The 5,943-nt window shown below is 45.1% G+C and carries 5 protein-coding genes and 1 pseudogene; 4 read left to right on the top strand and 2 right to left on the bottom strand.

Annotated elements, in window-relative coordinates; genetic code table 11:
- Positions 1-86: 86 nt before the first annotated feature.
- A pseudogene (locus ACUVJL_RS29925) lies at positions 87-200 on the top strand (Mo-dependent nitrogenase C-terminal domain-containing protein); the annotation flags it as partial.
- A gap of 351 nt (positions 201-551) precedes the next feature.
- On the opposite strand, the gene ACUVJL_RS29920 reads toward ACUVJL_RS29925, so the two are convergent.
- Entirely contained in the window at positions 552-749 is a 198-nt protein-coding gene (locus tag ACUVJL_RS29920; RefSeq protein ID WP_333133974.1) for a hypothetical protein, read from the bottom strand.
- 157 nt (positions 750-906) lie between these two features.
- On the opposite strand from ACUVJL_RS29920, the gene ACUVJL_RS29915 reads away from it, so the two are divergent.
- Positions 907-4,053 carry an NACHT domain-containing protein gene (locus tag ACUVJL_RS29915; protein WP_445249158.1) on the top strand — a complete coding sequence of 1,049 codons (3,147 nt, stop codon included), beginning with the start codon at positions 907-909 and terminating at the stop codon, positions 4,051-4,053.
- Between the two features lie 363 nt (positions 4,054-4,416).
- On the opposite strand, the gene ACUVJL_RS29910 is transcribed toward ACUVJL_RS29915, so the two are convergent.
- Positions 4,417-4,599, bottom strand: a complete 183-nt coding sequence (locus ACUVJL_RS29910; protein WP_190659196.1) for a ribbon-helix-helix domain-containing protein — start codon at positions 4,597-4,599, stop codon at positions 4,417-4,419.
- Between the two features lie 182 nt (positions 4,600-4,781).
- On the opposite strand from ACUVJL_RS29910, the gene ACUVJL_RS29905 reads away from it, so the two are divergent.
- Complete coding sequence (locus ACUVJL_RS29905) at positions 4,782-4,988, top strand: hypothetical protein (RefSeq protein WP_190659208.1); 207 nt, start codon at positions 4,782-4,784, stop codon at positions 4,986-4,988.
- A 137-nt stretch (positions 4,989-5,125) separates the two neighbouring features.
- A complete protein-coding gene (locus tag ACUVJL_RS29900; protein WP_445249157.1) occupies positions 5,126-5,755 on the top strand; it encodes a Uma2 family endonuclease in 630 nt (209 codons plus the stop codon).
- The last annotated feature ends 188 nt before the right edge of the window (positions 5,756-5,943 follow it).

The following is a 5,943-nucleotide window of genomic DNA, read 5'->3' as shown; positions in this document are numbered from 1 at the left end:
CGCCCGTCCTTTTTGGACGGGCGGGACGCCCATCCCACAATAACAATTAAAATTGTAAGTTATTTAATTCGCGATCCTGATTATCCATTCCGCCATTGTGCAAGTTAAATCCGCTTTACGAGCAAGTGGTTGGGCTGCGCTTTCGAGCTTTGTGTTATTTGGCTGACGAGTGTGGCGAGGATGTGACGACCTATTGTTAATTCTGCAAAAACTGAAATTTTTCACTGTCTTTTCACCCTCCCTTCTCCTTGTTGGGGAGGGTTTCTTGTTTTGTGCGGGCGAATTAAGGATCGTCCGTGCGATCTTTCCGAAGCTAATACAGCAGATTTCACGTTTGTCGGGGCGGTTCTAAGAGTTCCCGCCCGCGATCGACCTAAAATTTGCTGCTACGATCCAAGGCTCGCGAATTAAATAACTTACAATTTTAATTGTTATTGTGGGATGGGCGTGCCGCCCGTCCTTTTTGGACGGGCGGGACGCCCATCCCACAAACTTGTGGAAGTTATTTAATTCTCATTCCCAACCGAGGACTAAAGTCCGATGCTGCGAACCTATTTGGAGTGACTATCGCTGTCTTCTTCGTCTTCTTCCCTAATATCCTGGAAAATATGCCAAACCAAGCAAACAATACCAATCCAAAATCCTGAAACTGGATCTAACCACGAGATTAAATTGACGATGCCAAACTCGGTCAATTGTCCAGCAACGCAGGTGAATTTGTGATTTTTTACAATATCTTTGAACTTCATGGCGGTATTCCTAAATGTCATAATCTACAAATAACCGCATACCAGCGGCAGCATCCAGAGCAAAACAGTGCAGATTGAACTGCACCGATCTGCACTAGGATTTTTCCCTAGCTATTCACTAAACTATGAATAGTTGCAATCTCTCCACTTACCACCGATGAGCAAAACTGCCAATTCCAGCACCATAGGACTTACTCCAGAAGGATTAGAGAAAGTTCTCGAAAGAATGGCCCAATTGCCCAGGCCTGAAAAACCGGATAAGAAAGGTTGGACTCACGGGGATTTGGCAGAAAAGTCAGGGGTGAGTATTGACACGGTTAAGCGGTTTCTTAAAAAAGAGCGAATTAGGAGAGACTGTATTACTTGGCTCGCCCAAGCTTTAAATTTAGAAATACCCGAAATTGTCGATCGCCACGAATGGAGCCCACCCTCACTGCCAGCAACCCAAATTGACTGGCGCGAAACCTGCCGCGCCGCAGCCCAAACCAAGCGACAAGCAGCCAACACTTTTTTTGTTAACGACTTAGGGCGAAAAATAGACCTCAACGAGATTCACGTCCCCTTGGGATTAATCGAACGCCAGCAAAAACCCCAGCGCCGCGATGATTTTTCCCCTCAAACAGGTTCCCAAGCTTATCAGGAAGCCGAAAAACTCACTCCCCTCAGTTACGACGAATTTTGCGAAAAAGTCCTCGCTAACAGCGACAGCCCTAAAAGCAAGGGCAAACGCCTTGCAGTCATCGGCGAACCGGGTGCGGGAAAAACCACTCAATTGTTCAAAATTGGCGATCGTATATTGGCGGAAACTGAATATTTGCCCGTATGGATATCCTTAGCAGAGGTGAAAAAACCTTTGTGCCAATATTTAATCGAAGATTGGCTGCGAATAGCGGCGGGACAATTGGATGCTGCACCTGCGGAATGGGTGAAAGAATTTAAGGAATTACTGAGTGAAGGAAAAATCTGGTTGCTGTTGGACGGCGCGGATGAAATGGGAATAGCGGATTCCCTGGGAACTCTATCGCCACAGTTGAGAGAACGGGTATTTGATAAAGTACGAATAGTAATCAGTTGCCGCCTGAATATTTGGGAGGCTACGGGGAATTCCCTGTCTGATTTTGATACTTATAGAATGCTCGATTTCAGCTATGGAGACGGCGAGAATTGCGATCAGGTGAAATTGTTTATCGATCGATGGTTCCGATCCCCCCCAGCCCCCCTTAAAAAGGGGGGAGCCGGAGAAGTTTACTCTATTGAAAACGAGCAAAATTCTGTTACTTCTCTTACTCCCCCCCTTACCAAGGGGGGGCTGGGGGGGGATCTCCGCGCCGCCTTAGACGAACCGGGAAAAGAGCGAATCAAAGATTTAGTACGCAATCCCCTGCGGTTATTCCTGCTGTGTTTAACTTGGGAATTCGGACAGCAAAAATTACCGGATACTAAAGCCGAACTTTATGAGGTATTTGTCGCAGCGCTTTATGATTTCAAAAAACAAGCTTTCCCGACAACAGCAGCACAGAGAACAAACTTAAATGCTGCCTTGGGAAAGTTGGCACTGACAGCAATTGAAGCTGGATATAAATCGATATTGCCGGATTGGTTTGTGAGCAACCATCTGGAGCAACCGCATCCAGAGTTATTTGAAAAAGCAATTGACTTAGGTTGGCTGAATCGAGTCGGAGTTGATGCCGAAAACCCGCTGAAATCTGTTTATGCTTTCTATCATCCCACGTTTCAGGAATATTTTGCAGCGTGCGAGATTGAGGATTGGCACTTTTTCTTGAATCATGTGCCGCAGAATCCGCAGCAGGGGATTTATCGGATTTTCGAGCGGCAGTGGAAAGAGGTGATGTTGTTGTGGATGGGGCGAAAGGATGTGGATAGGGAGGAGAAGGAAGCGTTTATTAAGGCGTTGGTGGAGTTTGAGCAGGGAACTGAACGTGAATTTTATGGTTATCGAGCTTATTTTCTAGCTGCTGTATTAATTGATGAGTTTAAGGATTGTTCTTTGGCTGATGCGATCGTTGCACAAATTGTCCAGTGGGGATTTGGATATTTTAACATTGAAAAACAGGAGTGGAGGAGATTTATAGATACAATTGCAAAAGGAGCAAAAGCAGTATTGCCAGAGAGCGATCGTACAAGAGTAATCGTCGCTTTAACTAAGTTAATCCGTACCTCTGAGAATGAATCTATCCAGCGGCAGGCAGCAAATAGTTTAGGGAAAATAGGCCAAGGCAACCCAGATGCGATCGCTGCTTTAACTGAGTTAATCCGCACCTCTGAGAATGAAAATATTCGGTGGCAGGCAGCAGGTAACTTAGGGAAAATAGACGAAGGCAACCCAGATTCGATTGCCGCTTTAACTGAGTTAATCCGCACCTCTGAGAATGAAGATATTCGGTGGCAGGCAGCAGATAGCTTAGGGAAAATAGACGAAGGCCACCCAGATTCGATTGCCGCTTTAACTGAGTTAACCGGCACCTCGGAGAATAAATTTATTCGGTTGCTAGCAGCAGGTAGCTTATGGAAAATAGACACAAATAGGTTAGGGGAAATAGACGAAGGCAACCCATATCCATATCCGATCGCCGATTTAACTCAATTTATCCTCACCTGTGAGGATAAATATAGACAGGAGACAGCAGCCTTTTTTTTAACAAAAATGACAGAAACTCAGCAAATGACAGGGGTTGTCACTGCCTTAAAAAATTGCCTATCCGATGAGACTTACAAAAATGACTTTGAGAGATTCAAAAATTCCTACGAAGTCATCTGGCACTGTGCCCAAAATCTCCCTTACCCCACCTTCTATCACGCATGGCACCATCCACCCACCACACCCCATCCCGAAGTTCCCGATTGGCAAACTTTCCCCCAAGACATTGCCAGAGAAATCAATAATCAAGCCGAATTATCCAATCAAATCCAACTCCTGTGCATCGACAGCAAAAACTTCATCAACCCCGACAACCCCGCCGCCAAGATTTACACCGAAATGCTGAAACAAGGCTGTCCCAAAAGTGAGGATGGCACACCGAAAACAATGGCAGATTTACAAACTTATTGGGATTTGCTGCTGATGGATAGCGAGAAATCTTTCATCTTAGTATTCTACAACTCGCGGGGGGAAGAGGCGACTGGATTTAGCGAGACATTTGTCAACGATTTAAGCAAGTTTGACGGCAATATTGCTATTGTTAGCGAGAATAACGCGCATTCGCTGGCAGCTTTTTCACCCAGTCAATCTGATTTGATTGGAGCGATTGTGCGGTGGATTTGTCAAGTTGTATGGGAAAGCTAATCGAGCGCACAGGTGCGTCGCTATTAGGAATGAGAATTAAATAACTTACAATGCGTGATGGTTCTTGTGGGATGGGCGTCCCGCCCGTCCAGAAAGGGCGGGCGGGACGCCCACCCCACAAACTTGTGTAAATTATTTAATTCGCGATCCTTAGATTCAGTCCTGGACACATCAAACCAAAGAAACCGGGTTTTTTACCGATATTAAAGGCTACGAGCCAATATTTTCGTAAAAAACCCGGTTTCTGCGTCCAGGACTAAGATTATCGATATGCAAGTCTGAGATTTTGGGTGGCGACGCACCCTACGAACTAACTATAAGTGCGATCGGGTGATACGCACCCGTAAACCACGAGGGAACTTTTTAAGTCTCGCTTTTGGGTTTTTCTGGCCCAGAGGGTACTTCTCCCCTTTGTTGGGCTTCCAATAAAGCCGTTTCCACGAGAAAGGCTATCAGGTTAGCTGTGGATCTGCCTTGTTTATCAGCCCATCGATCTAAAGCTTCATATACGTAATCAGGAAACGTGACGTGAACGCGCTTGCTCAATGTAAAAGTTGGTTTGTTGACTAACGCTTTTAATGGTACAAGCTTAGGCTCTCGATCGTGGTGTTACTCTGCTCTTAAAAATGTAGTGACACAAATTTGGGCTTATTATGTTACAATTCCTCTAATCCGACTCCGGATCAGTCAAAAGCCAGTCCCGCGCCCTGGAAAAGCAAGGACTGGCTATGGCTCCAATTTACAAAGGAGATACATCTATTATGCGGTATGAAAAACGTCTCAAACCGTGGATCGTTGTTCGTTTGCTTCCGAATCTGCAAAGGGTCGTTGTGGGTCGCTTTCGCAGTTGGTCAGATGCAGAGGGTCACTTGCGAGTTCTCAAACAACTGCTTCCCGGTGCTCGATTGACTCTTGTTTTCGATCCGATCGATTAATTTTGGTGGCGACTGTCTGAAAGCACGCGCGGCGAAGCTATCCCATTCTTAATCGCCCGAATGTTTGATTCGGGCGATCGCATTTTTGAGCAATGTTAGACTGGACGCAAGATATGAATTGAATTGGATAAAAAACCGTGACAGCTAGTCTACAAGTAACAGAACAGCCAACAGCACAGCGATACTTTACTCCAGAAGAATATCTAGCTTTGGAAGAAACAGCAGAGTCTAAAAGTGAATATTGCGACGGAGTAATTATTCCCATGACAGGTGCAAGTACAAATCACAATCACATTTCCCTGAATATGAGTATAGCATTACGTCTTGCTCTTAAGGGACTTGATTATAATGTTTTCATGGGTGACGTGCGCCTGTGGATGCCGAAAAAGCGATTTTATACTTATCCCGATGTGATGGTAATTTTAGGGAAACCTGAGTATTACAACAATCGCCAAGATACGGTAATAAACCCTCAAGTTATTATTGAAGTTTTATCAAAATCTACCAAAAGTTACGATCGCAGCGATAAGTTTCAGTTTTATCAAACGCTGCCGACCTTTCAAGAGTATATTCTAATTGACCAATCGCGAATTTATGTAGAGCAGTATTGCAAGTTTGCAAACAAGCGATGGTCGTACAGTCTGTACGATGAAGAGGATACAGCGCTAGTTTTTGATTTTTTTAAAGTTGAAGTACCGCTAGCAGATATGTATGAGAAGGTGGATTTTGAGGCGGAAAATGAGCCAGAAGATAGCGGGGAAGAATAAGGCCGATCGCACTTGGTTTGAAAAGGGCGATCGTCACTTAATATACTTCATCCTGCGTCCCAATATCAATCAAGACGATCAATTCCTCTTGCGTTTCATTAGGAATGAGAATTAAATAACTTCCACAAGTTTGTGGGATGGGCGTCCCGCCCGTCCATTTTGAACGGGCGGGACGCCCATCCCACAAT

This window comes from Microcoleus sp. OTE_8_concoct_300, from assembly GCF_031383065.1.
Classification (GTDB): Bacteria; Cyanobacteriota; Cyanobacteriia; order Cyanobacteriales; family Microcoleaceae; genus Microcoleus.
This window is presented reverse-complemented; position numbering and strand designations above follow the sequence as displayed.

What these genes read in the sequence shown, in the direction of transcription:
- ACUVJL_RS29915 (WP_445249158.1), top strand. Translation starts at nt 907, where the DNA reads ATGAGCAAAACTGCCAATTCCAGCACCATAGGACTTACTCCAGAAGGA.
- ACUVJL_RS29920 (WP_333133974.1), bottom strand. Translation starts at nt 749, where the DNA reads ATGAAGTTCAAAGATATTGTAAAAAATCACAAATTCACCTGCGTTGCT.
- ACUVJL_RS29905 (WP_190659208.1), top strand. Translation starts at nt 4,782, where the DNA reads ATGGCTCCAATTTACAAAGGAGATACATCTATTATGCGGTATGAAAAA.